Annotated in this window: 18 protein-coding genes; all 18 read left to right on the top strand. The window is 51.2% G+C overall.

Going from position 1 to position 14,411, the window contains the following annotated elements:
* The first annotated feature begins 142 nt into the window (after positions 1 to 142).
* A complete protein-coding gene (locus EI981_RS26530; RefSeq protein WP_127003362.1) occupies positions 143 to 964 on the top strand; it encodes a class II aldolase/adducin family protein in 822 nt (273 codons plus the stop codon).
* Positions 965 to 1,004: 40 nt separating this feature from the next.
* Entirely contained in the window at positions 1,005 to 2,507 is a 1,503-nt protein-coding gene (locus EI981_RS26525; protein ID WP_127003359.1) for an aldehyde dehydrogenase family protein, read from the top strand.
* Positions 2,508 to 2,534: 27 nt separating this feature from the next.
* On the top strand, positions 2,535 to 2,858 hold the full coding sequence (locus EI981_RS26520) for a BMC domain-containing protein (protein WP_127003357.1): 324 nt from the start codon (positions 2,535 to 2,537) through the stop codon (positions 2,856 to 2,858).
* 26 nt (positions 2,859 to 2,884) lie between these two features.
* Positions 2,885 to 3,184: a BMC domain-containing protein gene (locus tag EI981_RS26515; RefSeq protein ID WP_127003355.1), complete on the top strand. Its 300-nt coding sequence runs from the start codon at positions 2,885 to 2,887 to the stop codon at positions 3,182 to 3,184.
* Entirely contained in the window at positions 3,171 to 3,671 is a 501-nt protein-coding gene (locus EI981_RS26510; protein ID WP_127003353.1) for a BMC domain-containing protein, read from the top strand. The genes EI981_RS26515 and EI981_RS26510 overlap by 14 nt, the downstream gene beginning before the upstream one ends.
* 55 nt (positions 3,672 to 3,726) lie before the next feature.
* Complete coding sequence (locus EI981_RS26505) at positions 3,727 to 4,002, top strand: BMC domain-containing protein (RefSeq protein WP_127003351.1); 276 nt, start codon at positions 3,727 to 3,729, stop codon at positions 4,000 to 4,002.
* Between the two features lie 49 nt (positions 4,003 to 4,051).
* Entirely contained in the window at positions 4,052 to 4,327 is a 276-nt protein-coding gene (locus EI981_RS26500) for a BMC domain-containing protein (protein WP_127003349.1), read from the top strand.
* Between the two features lie 55 nt (positions 4,328 to 4,382).
* Positions 4,383 to 4,658 carry a BMC domain-containing protein gene (locus tag EI981_RS26495; RefSeq protein ID WP_127003347.1) on the top strand — a complete coding sequence of 92 codons (276 nt, stop codon included), beginning with the start codon at positions 4,383 to 4,385 and terminating at the stop codon, positions 4,656 to 4,658.
* Positions 4,659 to 4,671: 13 nt separating this feature from the next.
* Complete coding sequence (pduL, locus tag EI981_RS26490; RefSeq protein WP_127003345.1) at positions 4,672 to 5,340, top strand: phosphate propanoyltransferase; 669 nt, start codon at positions 4,672 to 4,674, stop codon at positions 5,338 to 5,340.
* Between the two features lie 15 nt (positions 5,341 to 5,355).
* Complete coding sequence (locus EI981_RS26485) at positions 5,356 to 5,628, top strand: EutN/CcmL family microcompartment protein (RefSeq protein ID WP_127003343.1); 273 nt, start codon at positions 5,356 to 5,358, stop codon at positions 5,626 to 5,628.
* Between the two features lie 17 nt (positions 5,629 to 5,645).
* Positions 5,646 to 6,815, top strand: coding sequence for an extracellular solute-binding protein (locus tag EI981_RS26480; RefSeq protein ID WP_127003341.1), 1,170 nt, complete (start codon positions 5,646 to 5,648; stop codon positions 6,813 to 6,815).
* A complete protein-coding gene (locus tag EI981_RS26475) occupies positions 6,812 to 8,143 on the top strand; it encodes a CoA-disulfide reductase (protein ID WP_127003339.1) in 1,332 nt (443 codons plus the stop codon). Before EI981_RS26480 ends, EI981_RS26475 begins: the two co-directional genes overlap by 4 nt.
* Before the next feature lie 18 nt (positions 8,144 to 8,161).
* Positions 8,162 to 8,992, top strand: coding sequence for a CoA transferase subunit A (locus tag EI981_RS26470; RefSeq protein ID WP_127003337.1), 831 nt, complete (start codon positions 8,162 to 8,164; stop codon positions 8,990 to 8,992).
* Positions 8,989 to 9,732: a CoA-transferase subunit beta gene (locus tag EI981_RS26465; protein WP_227011600.1), complete on the top strand. Its 744-nt coding sequence runs from the start codon at positions 8,989 to 8,991 to the stop codon at positions 9,730 to 9,732. The genes EI981_RS26470 and EI981_RS26465 overlap by 4 nt, the downstream gene beginning before the upstream one ends.
* Before the next feature lie 406 nt (positions 9,733 to 10,138).
* Positions 10,139 to 11,533 carry a stage II sporulation protein D gene (gene spoIID / locus EI981_RS26460; protein WP_127003335.1) on the top strand — a complete coding sequence of 465 codons (1,395 nt, stop codon included), beginning with the start codon at positions 10,139 to 10,141 and terminating at the stop codon, positions 11,531 to 11,533.
* A gap of 183 nt (positions 11,534 to 11,716) precedes the next feature.
* A complete protein-coding gene (locus tag EI981_RS26455) occupies positions 11,717 to 12,469 on the top strand; it encodes a M23 family metallopeptidase (protein WP_127003333.1) in 753 nt (250 codons plus the stop codon).
* Between the two features lie 232 nt (positions 12,470 to 12,701).
* Positions 12,702 to 12,986, top strand: coding sequence for a sporulation transcriptional regulator SpoIIID (gene spoIIID, locus EI981_RS26450; protein WP_068778933.1), 285 nt, complete (start codon positions 12,702 to 12,704; stop codon positions 12,984 to 12,986).
* A 354-nt stretch (positions 12,987 to 13,340) separates the two neighbouring features.
* Positions 13,341 to 14,339, top strand: coding sequence for a rod shape-determining protein (gene mreB, locus EI981_RS26445; protein WP_127003331.1), 999 nt, complete (start codon positions 13,341 to 13,343; stop codon positions 14,337 to 14,339).
* Positions 14,340 to 14,411 lie beyond the last annotated feature (72 nt).

The following is a 14,411-nucleotide window of genomic DNA, read 5'->3' as shown; positions in this document are numbered from 1 at the left end:
ATACAGTTCTGAATTTGAGACTATGAAAACAACAAAATAACACATAATCGGAAATAAACAATTGACAATAAGCGTATAAAGTAGGAAAATCGATGTATGAAGTTATGCTTTTTGCTTGCAAGAGAATTCAGGAGGTGACTACATGCTGGATAATCAGAAATATTTAAGTGATTTCGAAGCGAAGAAGATGATATGTGAAATTGGCAGACGAGTTTATGCGAAGGGCTTTGTAGCGGCGAATGATGGAAATATATCGGTGAAAACCGGACCGAATGCGATTTGGGCGACACCTACGGGTGTCAGCAAAGGCTTCATGACACCAGATATGTTAGTGAAGGTGGATCTGAACGGCAAGGTGTTGGCTGGCAAGCTGAAGCCTTCTTCAGAGATCAAGATGCATCTGAGAGTCTACAAGGAGAATCCGAATGTCAATGCAGTAGTCCATGCGCATCCGCAGGCGGCGACGGCGTTCGCTATTGCCGGGATCGGACTGGATCAGGCTTATTCACCGGAGGGTGTCATTTTGCTGGGAAATGTGCCTGTTGCTCCTTATGCAACACCAAGCACGCAGGAGGTGCCGGATTCAATCGCTCCTTACTGTAAGGACTATAACGCAGTATTGCTGGCTAATCACGGCGCCTTGACTTGGGGCAGGGACATCATGGAGGCTTACTTCCGTATGGAGTCTCTGGAGCATTATGCCATGACGGTCATTCTTACCAAGAAAATTACAAATCAGGTACAGGAGCTGACCTGCGAGCAATTAACCGAGCTGATTAAGATCAGGGAGAACATGGGGATCAAGACGGGCGGTACGTTGACCTGCCGTACGGATTCGCCGGAACGGCCAGATGGACAGACGCCTGGGCAGGCGGTGCAAGAAGCAGACAAGCAGGATTTGATTCAGACGATCGTAGCCAAGGTGACGGAAGAAGTGATGAGAAGACTTCCTCTGGGACATTAGAGCAAGCGAAAAAGTTAAAGATCAGAGAGGTGAAGCATCGATGAATTTAACGGAAGCGGACGTTCAGAAAATTGTTAACAGTGTTATTACCAACATCGAGAAGAAGCTGACGGATACAGTTACACCTGCCGCAGCTCCGCAGGCCGAACCGATAAGGCAAGCTGAAGCTGGTGCTACTGCCGGAGATCGCGGAGTGTTCAATCAGGTTGAGGATGCCGTGAAGGCGGCATATCAAGCGCAGGCCGATTTGTTGAAGAACCACAAGCTGGAAGACCGCGAAGCCATGATTGAGGCGATTCGCCAAACGACGCTTGCGAACAAGCAAGAACTTGCGCAGATGATTGTGACCGAGACGAAGCTCGGCAAGCTGGCGCATAAGCTGGACAAGCTAGAATTGACAGCGATCAAAACTCCGGGCACCGAAGATTTGAAAACGCTAGCATTTTCCGGAGATGGCGGTCTGACGATTGTAGAGCAAGGGCCGTTCGGCGTCATAGGAGCCGTGACTCCTGTAACGAATCCCGTAGAGACGATTATTAACAACTCAATCGGGATGATTGCTTCGGGGAATGCGGTCGTCTTTAATGTGCATCCTTCCTCCAAGAAATGCAGTGCTTACGCAGTGCAAATGATCAATCAAGCGATCATTTCCGCCGGCGGTCCAGAGAACCTTGTGACGATGGTGAAAGAGCCTACGAAGGATACACTTGATCAGATCGTAGCTGCTCCGGAGACGAAATTACTGGTCGGCACCGGCGGACCGGGCCTTGTCAAAGCGCTGTTGAGCTCAGGCAAAAAAGCGATCGGCGCAGGCGCCGGGAATCCGCCAGTCATTGTAGATGAGACGGCCGATTTGGAGCATGCAGCCAAGGAGATTATTAAAGGGGCATCGTTCGATAACAACATTCTCTGTATTGCTGAGAAGGAAGTGTTCGTCGTCGATTCCGCAGCCGACGATCTTATATATCACATGATGAACAACGGGGCATACCGCCTCGATCAACACGAGCTTGAGCAGGTCATGGCCTTTGCACTAGAGGCGAACGAACAGCAGGTTGCCCGAGGCTGCTCCCTTGATACGAAGCGAGTGTACCACACAGTGAAGGACTGGATCGGCAAGGATGCGTCGGCCTTCCTGGACAAGTTGGGCGTGAATCCGGGCAGAGAGGTGGAACTGCTGATTTGTGAGGTGGATTTCGATCATCCGTTTGTCCAATTAGAGCAAATGATGCCGATTCTGCCGATCGTACGGGTGAAGAACCTGGATGAGGCGATAGACATGGCGGTTAAAGCGGAGCATGGAAACCGCCATACGGCAATGATGCATTCGCGCAATGTTGACCATTTAACGCGGTTTGCCCGTGCTATTGGGACGACAATTTTTGTGAAGAACGCATCTTCTTTGGCCGGCGTCGGCTTTGGCGGAGAGGGGCATACAACGATGACCATTGCAGGACCGACGGGCGAGGGCATAACCTCCGCGAGAACCTTCACGAGACAAAGACGCTGCGTGTTGGCTGAGGGCGCATTCCGGATCATATAATTTGCAGCTATCAAGAGGTGATGAGAGATGGGTCGTTACGCGGTTGGTTTCCTAGAAGTTCAAGGCTACAGTGTAGCGCTCGCAGCGGCAGACAAGGCGTGCAAGGCTGCCAATATTACAGTTCACGGCATGGATTGCAACAACCCGCCGGATGAGAATAATGCCGTCATCCCGGTGATGGTACAGGTGAAGTTCACCGGTCCTATCAGCGATGTGAGGATTGCGCTTGAAGTTGCGTATGAGACGGCCTGTGAGCATGTAACTCCCAATGAAGTGATGATCCGCTGCATCCCTTCAAGCTCCAGTGAATTGCATGCCTTGCTCCCGATCGGGAAGGTGAAACGCAAGTAGCCAGATTGCCAACAGGGGGGATGAATTTGAGAGAAGCCCTAGGAATGGTCGAGACGATCGGAATGACTGCTGCAATCCGTGCCGCGGATATGATGATCAAATGCGCCTACATTGAAGTGGCCGGATTTGAGAAATCAGGTGCGGGATATGTAACGGTTCTGATCAAGGGTTCCACCGCATCTGTGCAGGCTGCTTTAGAGATTGGAGAGGAAGAGGCGGGCCGTACGGGGCAAATCATCGCTGTTCACGCGATCAATAACCCCTATGAAGGAATCCGTTCCTTAATCCCGGTGGACAGAATGGAGAATGAAGATGAAGAGCTATGAGGCGATTGGCGTTGTAGAAGCCCAGCATTTTGCAACTGCACTGGAACTGGTCGATGAGATGTGCAAGACGTCTCATGTTCAACTGCTCGGTGCCGAGAAGTATCTGGGGGGAAGGCTTGTCACGCTGATAGTCGGAGGCAGCATCGCTAGTGTCACGGCAGCCGTCGAAGCTGCCAGAGAAGTATGCGCCAAGAAGCCGCGTAATCCGCTCAAAATGAGCCTGGTAATTCCAAAGCCTCATGCTGAAATCATGAAGTTCATTATTCCAGCACAGCTAGAGGCGGAAGCGGTGGAGGCAGCGGCAGAGATACGACAGCCAGAACAACAGGAGACGGTAGAAGAACAGGTAGAAACAAACACTGGACAGCAGAAGGCAGAGAACAGCAAACAACCGGTTGAAAAGCAGGCAGCTGCAGTCCAGAGGCAAAAGTCGCAGGATCAGATAAAGACTTCCAGTACCAGCAAAGGGACAAAGAACAAAAAATAACGGAGCTGGATCGTAAGGCAAATAATACACAATATGACCAGGAGGTATCAATCCTATGAACGAATCTATCGCAATTATCGAGACGAGAGGTTTAACGGCAGCGATTGAAGCAGCCGACGCTATGTTGAAAGCAGCAAATGTGGAAATCGTAGGCACAGAGAAAATCGGTTCCGGATTAGTAACAGTTATTGTCCGCGGTGATGTAGGTGCCGTAAAAGCGGCGGCCGAAGTAGGCTCTGAAGCAGCGCAAAGAATCGGTGAACTGGTGGCGGTGCATGTTATTCCAAGACCGCATAACGATGTGGCCAAGCTTCTTCCAATGCTAAAGTAATCGTTCCTGTGACAGGATTAAATGTATAAAAAATCGAGGAGGCATATCCATGAACGAATCTATCGCAATTATCGAGACGAGAGGTTTAACGGCAGCGATTGAAGCAGCCGACGCTATGCTGAAGGCAGCGAATGTGGAAATCGCAGGCACAGAGAAGATCGGTTCCGGATTAGTAACGGTTATCGTCCGTGGTGATGTAGGCGCCGTGAAAGCGGCGGCGGAAGTGGGTTTCGAAGCGGCGCAGCGAGTAGGCGAGTTGGTAGCGGTACATGTTATTCCAAGACCGCATAGCGATGTAGCCAAGCTGCTTCCGATGCTGAAATAGTTGCTGTGAAAGTGCTAAGTGGCACATAAAAAACATGGAATATGGAGGTTACAGCATGAACGAATCTTTAGGCGTCATTGAAACCAGAGGTTTAACGGCAGCGATTGAAGCAGCCGACGCTATGTTGAAGGCAGCGAATGTAGAGATTGTAGGGACGGAGAAGATCGGCTCCGGGTTGGTAAGTGTTATGGTTAAGGGCGAGGTTGGTGCAGTCAAGGCGGCGGTTGAAGTCGGAGCCGAAGCAGTGCAGCGAATCGGTGAGCTTATCGCTGTACACGTTATACCGAGACCGCATGGGGATGTCGTTAAGCTTCTCCCAAGCATGAACTAGTAGTGGTGATCCTATGACACAACCAATAACGGCTGAATTAGCAGAGACGATTACGAAGCTGGTGCTGGAAGAACTCAGCAAAGTCGGATTGGCTCCCTCCGGGGAGCCTCAGAAATATGTGCTGGTAGGCATATCCGCCAGGCATGTACATGTGAACCGCGCACATCTGGATGTTTTGTTCGGGCAGGGGTATGAACTGAGCAAGTTCAAGGATATATCCCAGCCCGGCCAGTTCGCAGCGAATGAGCAAGTCACCTTGATCGGTCCGAAAGGCAAGATTGAAAAGGTCCGTATTCTAGGTCCGCTGCGCAAAGACACTCAAACGGAAGTAGCCCCCAGCGATGCCAGAAGGCTTGGCGTTAATCCGCCGGTAAGCCAATCCGGCGTGCATCACGGAACACCTGGTATCACCCTGGTCGGCCCGAAGGGAACTGTCGTTATCGATCAAGGCTGTATCATAGCCGAGCGACATATTCATATGACGCTTGCCGATGCGGAAGCCTTCGGCGTCTGGAATGGACAGAAGGTTCAAGTGAAGATCGGCGGTTCAAGGGGCGGTTTAATGGACGAGGTCATGATTCGCGTCAGAGATGATTTTGCGCTCGATATGCATATTGATACTGACGATGGCAATGCCTTTGGACTGAAGACGGGAGATATAGTAGAGATTATTAAATCGTAAAGTGAGGACAATGGGATGATTATTGGGAGAGTAATAGGCAATGTGGTATCTTCTCGCAAATATGACTCGCTACAGGGCTATAAGCTGCTGCTCATCCGCCCGCAATATACAGATAAATCCGAGGTTATTGTGGCTGCCGATGTCATGGGGGCCGGTGTAGGCCAGCAGGTTATCGTGTCATTCGGGGAGAGCAACCAGCATGCGTTAACCAAGAATGCTCCCATCGATGCGCTTGTCGTAGGAATTGTCGATAACGAGCCGGTCCTCGACTTGTCCGAACAGCCGTAGCGAGGGAGGGAGCTTAAGTGACAGAGACGATCCGGGTGCTGGCCGTAGGTGATCCTGCTGTGGAAGCTTATGCGGATGAGGCATGGGGGCTGATTTCTGCCTATGAGCAGAGACATCAGGTGAAGGTTTATTTTGACATCATACCGTTTGAACAGTACTACGGCAGAATGATAGCCGCATTTCAGGGGGAGCAGGATTATGACGTCGTAATGGTTGCCGGACATCTCTGGCTCAAGGATTTTGTAGATCAAGGCTACTTGGCCGCAGCGGATTATCCGCAGGGCGCCGATTGGAATCTACAGGACATTGTGCCCGTTGTAAGGCGGGAGCTGGAGGTAGACGGGATTCCTTATTTATATCCTTCATTCTGTGATGGGCACATGGTGCTGTATCGCAAGTCGGTCGTTGCCCGCTGCCTGGGCTCGCTTCCTCGTGACGTTATTACAACGGACGAATTGCTGGAGATGGCAGCCAAATGCCATAAGCAGACAGAGATGTGCGGAATCGTGCTGAAGGCGCACCCTAGTGAGATTCTTCTCGATTTTTTGCCTTACCTGCGCAATGAAGGGATAGACGCTTTTGATTCGAAGACGCATGTACCAACCTTCAATAATGATCAAGGCCGGACAGCGCTGCGGAAATATATACACCTTCGGCAGTACGCTCCACAGAATACTCACACGTATGGCAATGATGAGGTGCGGGAGGAATTTCAGCATTTGCGTTCTGTATTTGCCGTGACTTGGGGCGGACAGCTTGGTGTCGTGCTGGATGAGCGCTGCGAGCAGCCCGAGGATATCGGCTTCGCGGCGTTAAGAACAGCCTGGAATGTAACCTGGAGCTTCGCTATCAATTCGAGATCATATAAGAAGAAAGAAGCCAATGCACTGCTTAAGTATTTGACATCACCACAGGTGGATCGAATCATCGGCCGCAGCGCAGGTTCACCGGTAAGACGTTCTACCTATAATAAGGATGCGGAACGATATGGTTGGTACTCTGCCCATCTTCATATGATAGAGAACTGTGCGCGGCCTCTGCCGATGATGGATCATGCCGGCGAGGTGCTGGGCGTGTTGTACGGTAAAATAAGCAAAGCTTTTCAAGCAGAATTGACGGTCGAGGAGGCGCTTCAACAAGCGGAAGCGGAAATCCTTTCCATGCAGAAAGAGGTGAAGTCATCGTGAAGGTAGTTGTGATTGGAGGGGTTGCAGCCGGCATGTCTGCGGCTTCTAAGCTCAAACGAATCGATCAGAATACGGAAGTAGTCGTATATGAAAAAGGGAGCTTTCTGTCTTATGGGGCTTGCGGTTTGCCCTACTATGTGTCCGGTGTAAATGATGATTATACGAAAATGATCGCCCGTCCGCGTGAGAAATTCGAGGAATCCGGTATTGAGACGCATCTGAGACATGAGGTGCTTAAGGTCATTCCTGGCAGCAAGCAAATTATGGTCAAGGACTTGGAGCGTAACCGGGTATTCATGCAATCCTACGATAAACTGATGATTGCTACGGGGACGAGGCCCATCGTCCCGAACCTGCCGGGTAAGGAGTTGGATGGGGTTCAGGTGCTAAAGACGCTGGAGGATGGCATTGCCATGCAGCAGTTCGTTACACAGCCGGGTGTCCAGGATGTCGTCATTGTGGGGGCGGGTTATATCGGAATCGAGGTCGCAGAGGCGATGGTCGAACTGGGTAAGCGTGTGCGGGTGATCGAGCTTGGCGAACGCATTCTGAAGACTTTTGATCAAGAGATTACCGATGTGGCAACAGAGGAACTGCTTCAGCGTGGTGTCCAGCTAAATCTGGGAGAGATGGTGCAGGCGATCACGGGAGACGGTAAAGTACAAGGCGTGCAGACGGATAAAGGCAGCTATCCAGCTGATCTGGTTATCCTGTCCATCGGTGTCAGGCCGAATACCGATTTCCTGCAGGGCTCAGGTGTTGCACTAGCGCGCAACGGGGCCGTCATCATTGACCGCGAGATGCGGACCAGCGTTGAGGATATCTACTCCGCAGGCGACTGCGCCGAAGTATTCAGCCGGGTGATGGAGGAGAATACATTCATTCCGCTTGGTACGACGGCGAATAAATGCGGCCGGATCGCTGGCAGCAATATGCTCGGCAAGCATGAGAAGTTCATCGGCACACTGGGAAGCGCAGCGATTAAAGTATTGGAACTGGAGCTTGGCCGGACGGGAATGTCGGAAGCGGACGCAAAAAGGCTTGGTATCGATTACGCCACTGTATTCGTGACCTCCGGGGATCACCCGAGATATTATCCTGATCCGACGCCAATCCAGTTCAAGCTGATCTATGACAAGCGGACACAGGTCTTGTTGGGAGCCCAGGGCATTGGCAAGAAAGGGGTCGTTCTGCGGATCGATATTTTTGCCGTCGCGGTTCATGCCGGAATGACGACCCGCGAGCTTGGCATGGTCGATCTGTGCTATGCGCCGCCTTTTGCCGGGGTATGGGATGCCGTTCATATTGCTTGTAATGCAGCGAAGTAGCCAGGGAGGGAGAAACCGATGAGTTCGAAAATAATGAGTTTGGAAGAAGCGGCAGGGCTAGTCCGCGACGGCGACCGAATTTCCTTCGGGGGGAATGTCCTCCATCGTGCCCCAATGGCGATGGTACGGGAAATAGCCCGCCAGCGACGAAGGAATCTTCGCATTATTAAGACTGCGGGCGCTCATGATATCGACCTGCTGTGCGCCGCCGGCAGCGTTGCATCCGTCGATGCGGGCTTTGTCAGCTATGAGACGGAGTTCGGCCTGGCGATGCATTACCGCAAAGCGGTGGAAGGCGGTCAAGTGATCGGCAATGAGCATGCCTGTTACACCGTCATTTGCTCCTTAAGAGCAGCGGCGTCGGGCGCACCGTTTATGCCTGTCGCCGGTCTTAAAGCGGGCGATCTTCTGCAGGTCGCCGATTATTTCCGCGTGATTCAGGATCCATTCGGCGGCGAGCCTGTAACGGTCGTTAAGGCAATCGTACCGGATATTGCCGTTGTTCATGTCCAAGAGGCGGATGATCTAGGCAATGCTGTCATTCATGGGCCGAAATTCGAGGATGCGCTAATCAGCCGTGCGGCGAGCAAAGTGATCGTCACAGCGGAGAAGATTGTGCCTCGCAGTAAAATTCGCATGCGGCCCGACCAGGTTGATATTCCCGGCTTTCTGGTCAGCGCGGTCGTGCATGCCCCGAGAGGCGCGGCGCCATGCTCGGTGGAGAAGGCTTATGATGCCGATACCAAGGCGATCGAGCGTTTCAAGAAGCTCAAGGCCGAAGAAATAGATATCTATTTGAACGAATACGAGATGAAGGATAGAGGTTTTAAGGTAGGTGGATTGAGATGAATACAAACCTAATGAATAAAAGCATCGGGCCAAGAGTGTGCGATATTATGGTCTGCGCCATGGCAAGATTGCTGCAGGACGAGGACCGTGTATTTCACGGGGTATCCTCGCAAATGCCGATGGTGGCAATGGCGCTGGCAAGACATATACATGCGCCCAACCTTGTTCATCTAAACATTCCCGGCGGCGTTAATCCCGCTTCAATCAAGAAGCCGTCCTATTCTTCAGCTGGTTCTGAGCTGCTGGCGACTGGAGAAGCTTATTTTCCGCTAGAATATGTATTTGATCTGTCCATGCGCGGCGGGCTTGATGTGGCTTTCCTCGGCGGTGTCCAGTTCGATGTTGCTGGCAATGTCAATGCCTCGGTGATCGGCGATTATCATAAGCCGAAGGTTCGTCTGCCAGGCGGTGCAGGCAGCGCGGTGCTGATTCCGACGGCGAAGCGGGCCATTATCTGGCGTACGAAGCATGACAAGCGTACCTTTGTGGAGAAGGTTGATTTTGTGACGACCCGGGGCAATCTATGGAAGATCGTTACGAATCTATGCGTCTTCGAATTCAAGAATGGCAGCCTGTACCTCGATTCCATCCATCCGACCTCCTCGCTTGAAGAGGTTGCCGCGAACACGGGCTTCCAGCTGCGATACGATGAGATCCGTTATACCCCCTTGCCTACGGAGCGTGAGATAAGCATGTTAAGGCAAATCGATCCTTTCGACTACCGTGCCAAGGAAATGTAAAATTCAAGCCTTTCGATGTGGTTATGCGCCATATTGGGAGGCTTTTTTGGTGGTTAGAGACTTCATTCCAAGTCAAAATCGTATGTGCTTCCCTGCAAAAGCTTCTAGTCTGATTTATGCTTCTGGTTTCTAGCAGATTTTTTATTGCTTTAAAGGCTCATGTTTCTCGTTTTTTCTCGCGATTTCCGACTCTTCCAGCCTTTTTCTCATTTATAGAGTTCGAGAAACATCGCCTTGTCCGAATCCAATCGCTTATTTTTGGAGGTATGTGCGGCCTACTTTTTGCATAAAAAGTAGTAGAGAGGGTTGCCATAAGGATAATGCTTGCGCGGAACATATGAGAACTCTCCATAAGTAATAGAGAATTTAGAGACAGGTAAGCATTTGGATGGAGGTTATAGACTTGATGAATGAAGGACGGAGCACCTTAAGAATAAGAACATCCGATAGAGGGGGACAGAGCATTAATAGAGAAAGCGAAGGCAGCGGTCAGCAAGGATGGCCAGTAACTAAAGTATCTGACCGAAAGATCAATGGAGCCAAGGCTTATAGTAAAGCGGTGTCCGTTCAAACCAATCGGACCTGCCGGGACCGGGAGCCGGAGATTCAGACTCCGGCAAATGATATAGAAGAAGGCGCGGTAATAGACAGGCCGGTTCATAGAGGCCTGGCGGCACAGAAGCCGCCTTCTGCGGGCCGAACCTTCTTCCGCTTTGGCAGCGGGGGAAGAAGGTTCGGCGGGCTGGCTGCGCTTGCGGCCGTGGGCGCGCTGGCCGTGCTGCTCCCGGCGCTGCTCGTACAGCGCGGGGCGCCGCAGGCGCAGGACGCCGCTGACGTTGCGGCGGCGGTGCATTCGCCGGCCGAAGGCCAGGCCGGCGGTAAGATAGCGGGATCGGGCCGTGAGGCGGCCGATCCCGATCAGACGCCCGTGCGCGTATATCTGACGCGCACGGGCCAGGTGGAGACGCTGCCGCTCGAGGAGTACGTCACCGGCGTGCTGGCCGCCGAAATGCCGACTGACTTCGAGCTCGCGGCCCTGAAGGCGCAGGCGATTGCCGCCCGCACCTTTATCGTTCGCCGGCTTGCTGCCGGCGACACGAGCGGCGTGCCTGGCGGCAACGCCGATGTAAATGACACGGTGCAACATCAAGCCTATGTATCCAGCGACTCGCTGCATGCATGGAAGAGAGAGGGGCGCGGCAAGGATTTGCAGAAGCTGCAGCAGGCTGTTGAACTGACGCGTGGCATTATTATGACCTACCAAGGTCGCCCTATTACGGCCTCCTTCTTCTCCTCCAGTGGTGGGCATACTGAGAATTCGGAGGATTACTGGTCCGAACCAGTGCCCTATCTTCGCAGTGTCTCCAGTCCGTGGGAGCTTCAGCTTAATCCGCAGAATGAAGTCACAGTGGAACAGAGCGTTGATGAGGTATTCGCAAAGCTGGGGCAGCAGGCTCCAGCCATATCAGCGCTTGGAAGCAGCGGTTCGAAGGGTATCTCTAACCTGTTCAAAGTATTGTCCGTAACGGCCGGAGGGCGGGTGAAGAACATTCAGATCGGTGACAAGACTTATAGCGGGCGGGAAGTCCGTGAGAAGCTTGAGCTTCGCTCTAGTCAGTTCACCATGGAACTGGATGGCTCTCAGGTGAAGATCACAACCTATGGCTCCGGCCATGGTGTAGGCATGAGCCAGTGGGGAGCGAACGGGATGGCCAAGCAGGGCTATACGACCACACAGATTCTCAAACACTATTATACCGGGGTTTCCTTCAACCAAGTATCCGACGTTCTCGACTCATAGATCGATTACTAGAAGCCAAGTAAAAATGAGTGTATAACATACAACGAGTTTTGCCTTTGTTCTTAAGATAGCTATGTTCAATAGAGTGTAATCTCGGGCCTCTCCCAATTTCCAAAAAAAATTAGTATAGCTAAGTATAAAAGCAATAGCCTCGGTAACAATGGTTATTGAGGTGATGAGGTAATGAATGAACAAAATAGTAAAAAGAAGAACCATGAGGAATCTCCTAAAATTACAATGGGAGAACCGGTAGCACCGGTGTCCGCGTGGAAGAGAGTATTCGCGAAAAGATGGGTATTCCCGGCGGTTTACGTGGCGGCGGTGGCAATTATACTAACGTTAGTGTGGGTCTATCAGGATGCCAGCCAAAAGCCAAAAGACGCCCCTGCCAGTGTCTCGCAATCTATTGAAGACAGTCAGGGGACAACAGGGAAAGTGGACGGGAAGCAGGGAGAAGAAGCTGCTGAGACGATAGCTTCTGCTGAGGATCTGGCATGGCCTGTTGCTAACGTAGCCGACGTTACCGTTGTCAAACCGTTCTATGATAAGGACGGAAGTGCTGAGGACCATCAAGCGGCGCTCGTTCAATACAATGATACGTTCAGGGCGAACACAGGTATTGATCTGGCCCGCAAGGATGATCAGCCGTTTGAAGTGAAGGCGGCGATGAGCGGCAAGGTTACCCGGGCAGAGGAAGTTCCGCTGATCGGGTATGTTGTAGAGATTACTCATGCTAACAACTTGAAGACTGTGTATGAGAGCTTGTCCGATGTTAAGGTAGAGATGAACGCTGAAGTGAAGCGAGGCGACGTAATCGCCAGCTCTGGACGCAATGAGCTTGAGAAAGATCTTGGCAACCACGTTCATTTTGCAGTGTATGAGAATGACGAGTTGGTGAACCCGGCCAATGTATTGCCTAAGAATGAGAACAAATAATAAATACGTCTTACGACGTGCAGAATTATAGTCGCAAGTAGCGTGAAATGTACGTCCCGTGAGGCAATGACAGGAAGCAAGGAGCAGGGCTCTTTGCTTCTTTTGTTGTTGTTTTTTACAGCTTATTTAAAATATTTGGCCTCGCTTAGGCTTGTCAGGCTTGGAAACAAAGAATATATGGGCACGCCCCTCATATAATGTACCAAACTATCTCGAGTAGGGAGGCGGGAGCGTGCACGATTACATCAAAGAACGGACGATTAAAATTGGTCGCTGCATCGTGGAAACTCGGCACACGGTACGGACTATAGCCAAGGAATTCGGCGTATCGAAAAGCACGGTGCATAAGGATTTAACCGAGCGTCTGCCGGAGATCAATCCGGATCTAGCAGATCAGGTGAAGCACATTCTCGAATACCATAAGTCGATCAGACATCTTCGCGGAGGAGAAGCGACAAAAATCAAGTATAAGAAGAAGGGACAGAACAAACGGGAGGTAATTAGCTCAGCACGCTGATTTCCAGGTACTTATCGTGAGTTGCAATGGGACTTTAGGATTATCATTGAACACATCCCCCAAAGTATGGTATTTTTAAATATGGTATAACAAAGTGGATTTTTATCCATTGGACCCGAATTTTCACGGATTTAGGCACCGTTCTGTCGATTGACTGCACCAGGAAATTGGGACGCATTTACCATGTTTTGTATCTTGGATTGCCTTTCGCATCGGCTTGAAGAAGATGATCTTAATTGCCGACTGGGGCAGTCTATATTGAACTAGTAGTTCGCCGACATTAGAGAACGGTGTCACGTTACATATAGACCGTCCCTTTAAATGTCAACAAAAAACCTTTGGGGGAGCATCGTAATGATGAGCAAGGATATTGGTATTGATTTGGGTACAGCGAATGTACTGATTCATGTTAAAGGAAAAGGAGTGGTTCTTGACGAACCGGCTGTAGTCGCCATTGATAATGATGCCAAGCGTGTGCTCGCCGTAGGTGAGGATGCAAGGCGAATGGTTGGACGTACGCCAGGAAATATCGTTGCGATCAGACCTTTGCGTGACGGCGTAATTGCCGACTTTGATGTTACTGAGACCATGATGAAGTATTTCATCGATCGCGTGGGGGGCAAGAGTTGGTACAGCCATCCCCGGATTTTGATCTGCGCTCCTACGAATATTACGTCGGTGGAGCAGAAGTCGATTCGTGAAGCCGCCGAGCGAAGCGGCGCTAAGGAAGTCTTTATGGAAGAAGAACCGAAGGCTGCGGCAATCGGGGCGGGTATGGATATTTTTGAACCGAGCGGCAATATGGTTGTCGATATTGGCGGTGGGACGACGGATGTAGCGGTAATCTCGATGGGGGATATCGTTACTTCCTCGTCTATCAAGATCGCCGGTGACAAGTTTGATTCCGCCATTATTAAATATATTAAAGGAAAGTACAAGCTCTTGATCGGAGAACGTACGGCAGAGGACATCAAGATCGGCGTAGGTACGGTGCATCCTTCTGGCCGTATCGCAGAGATGGACATTCGCGGCAGAGACATGGTGTCAGGACTTCCACTAACGGTAACGATTACATCGAAGGAGATTCAGGAAGCTTTGTTCGACTCCGTTGCCACAATTGTGGCCGGTGCCAAGTCCGTGCTTGAGCGGACTCCACCGGAGCTGTCAGCGGATATCATCGACCGCGGGGTTATTCTGACGGGTGGCGGCGCGCTGCTGCATGGATTGGACGAGCTATTGGCTGAGGAATTGCATGTTCCGGTGTTGATCGCCGAGGATCCGATGCATTGCGTAGTGAAAGGAACGGGCATTATGCTCGACAATTTGGACAAGGCCATTAAGAAAAGATTCTAATCGACCGATATATTCTGTATATCAAATGAAATCATCGGTGCTGCATCGACGTAAGACGGGGGAACCGCAGTC

Source organism: Paenibacillus lutimineralis (genome assembly GCF_003991425.1).
Lineage (GTDB): Bacteria > Bacillota > Bacilli > Paenibacillales > Paenibacillaceae > Fontibacillus > Fontibacillus lutimineralis.
Note: the sequence above shows the minus strand (reverse complement) of the source record. Positions and strands in the feature narration are given on the sequence as shown.

Coding starts and splice junctions, on each gene's coding strand:
- EI981_RS26530 (WP_127003362.1), top strand. CDS start 143: ATGCTGGATAATCAGAAATATTTAAGTGATTTCGAAGCGAAGAAGATG.
- EI981_RS26525 (WP_127003359.1), top strand. CDS start 1,005: ATGAATTTAACGGAAGCGGACGTTCAGAAAATTGTTAACAGTGTTATT.
- EI981_RS26520 (WP_127003357.1), top strand. CDS start 2,535: ATGGGTCGTTACGCGGTTGGTTTCCTAGAAGTTCAAGGCTACAGTGTA.
- EI981_RS26510 (WP_127003353.1), top strand. CDS start 3,171: ATGAAGAGCTATGAGGCGATTGGCGTTGTAGAAGCCCAGCATTTTGCA.
- EI981_RS26505 (WP_127003351.1), top strand. CDS start 3,727: ATGAACGAATCTATCGCAATTATCGAGACGAGAGGTTTAACGGCAGCG.
- EI981_RS26500 (WP_127003349.1), top strand. CDS start 4,052: ATGAACGAATCTATCGCAATTATCGAGACGAGAGGTTTAACGGCAGCG.
- EI981_RS26495 (WP_127003347.1), top strand. CDS start 4,383: ATGAACGAATCTTTAGGCGTCATTGAAACCAGAGGTTTAACGGCAGCG.
- pduL (WP_127003345.1), top strand. CDS start 4,672: ATGACACAACCAATAACGGCTGAATTAGCAGAGACGATTACGAAGCTG.
- EI981_RS26485 (WP_127003343.1), top strand. CDS start 5,356: ATGATTATTGGGAGAGTAATAGGCAATGTGGTATCTTCTCGCAAATAT.
- EI981_RS26470 (WP_127003337.1), top strand. CDS start 8,162: ATGAGTTCGAAAATAATGAGTTTGGAAGAAGCGGCAGGGCTAGTCCGC.
- EI981_RS26465 (WP_227011600.1), top strand. CDS start 8,989: ATGAATACAAACCTAATGAATAAAAGCATCGGGCCAAGAGTGTGCGAT.
- spoIID (WP_127003335.1), top strand. CDS start 10,139: ATGAATGAAGGACGGAGCACCTTAAGAATAAGAACATCCGATAGAGGG.
- EI981_RS26455 (WP_127003333.1), top strand. CDS start 11,717: ATGAATGAACAAAATAGTAAAAAGAAGAACCATGAGGAATCTCCTAAA.
- mreB (WP_127003331.1), top strand. CDS start 13,341: ATGATGAGCAAGGATATTGGTATTGATTTGGGTACAGCGAATGTACTG.